Origin of the sequence: Janthinobacterium pasteuri, assembly GCF_051380775.1 — a bacterium.
Lineage (GTDB): Bacteria > Pseudomonadota > Gammaproteobacteria > Burkholderiales > Burkholderiaceae_D > Janthinobacterium.
The window spans coordinates 1-1,449 of record NZ_JBNYXS010000052.1 but is presented as its reverse complement, the minus strand read 5'-3'; the positions used below and the strand labels follow the sequence as shown (position 1 = coordinate 1,449).

General features: G+C 52.6%; 1 rRNA gene. It reads left to right on the top strand.

Features of this window, described 5'->3' with window-relative positions:
* Window positions 1–10: 10 nt before the first annotated feature.
* A 16S ribosomal RNA gene (locus ACQ4WN_RS26155) occupies window positions 11–1,449 on the top strand; the annotation flags it as partial.

The following is a 1,449-nucleotide window of genomic DNA, read 5'->3' as shown; positions in this document are numbered from 1 at the left end:
AACAGAGATTAAACTGAAGAGTTTGATCCTGGCTCAGATTGAACGCTGGCGGCATGCCTTACACATGCAAGTCGAACGGCAGCACGGAGCTTGCTCTGGTGGCGAGTGGCGAACGGGTGAGTAATATATCGGAACGTACCCTAGAGTGGGGGATAACGTAGCGAAAGTTACGCTAATACCGCATACGATCTAAGGATGAAAGTGGGGGATCGCAAGACCTCATGCTCGTGGAGCGGCCGATATCTGATTAGCTAGTTGGTAGGGTAAAAGCCTACCAAGGCATCGATCAGTAGCTGGTCTGAGAGGACGACCAGCCACACTGGAACTGAGACACGGTCCAGACTCCTACGGGAGGCAGCAGTGGGGAATTTTGGACAATGGGCGAAAGCCTGATCCAGCAATGCCGCGTGAGTGAAGAAGGCCTTCGGGTTGTAAAGCTCTTTTGTCAGGGAAGAAACGGTGAGAGCTAATATCTCTTGCTAATGACGGTACCTGAAGAATAAGCACCGGCTAACTACGTGCCAGCAGCCGCGGTAATACGTAGGGTGCAAGCGTTAATCGGAATTACTGGGCGTAAAGCGTGCGCAGGCGGTTTTGTAAGTCTGATGTGAAATCCCCGGGCTCAACCTGGGAATTGCATTGGAGACTGCAAGGCTAGAATCTGGCAGAGGGGGGTAGAATTCCACGTGTAGCAGTGAAATGCGTAGATATGTGGAGGAACACCGATGGCGAAGGCAGCCCCCTGGGTCAAGATTGACGCTCATGCACGAAAGCGTGGGGAGCAAACAGGATTAGATACCCTGGTAGTCCACGCCCTAAACGATGTCTACTAGTTGTCGGGTCTTAATTGACTTGGTAACGCAGCTAACGCGTGAAGTAGACCGCCTGGGGAGTACGGTCGCAAGATTAAAACTCAAAGGAATTGACGGGGACCCGCACAAGCGGTGGATGATGTGGATTAATTCGATGCAACGCGAAAAACCTTACCTACCCTTGACATGGCTGGAATCCCGGAGAGATTTGGGAGTGCTCGAAAGAGAACCAGTACACAGGTGCTGCATGGCTGTCGTCAGCTCGTGTCGTGAGATGTTGGGTTAAGTCCCGCAACGAGCGCAACCCTTGTCATTAGTTGCTACGAAAGGGCACTCTAATGAGACTGCCGGTGACAAACCGGAGGAAGGTGGGGATGACGTCAAGTCCTCATGGCCCTTATGGGTAGGGCTTCACACGTCATACAATGGTACATACAGAGCGCCGCCAACCCGCGAGGGGGAGCTAATCGCAGAAAGTGTATCGTAGTCCGGATTGTAGTCTGCAACTCGACTGCATGAAGTTGGAATCGCTAGTAATCGCGGATCAGCATGTCGCGGTGAATACGTTCCCGGGTCTTGTACACACCGCCCGTCACACCATGGGAGCGGGTTTTACCAGAAGTAGGTAGCTTAACCG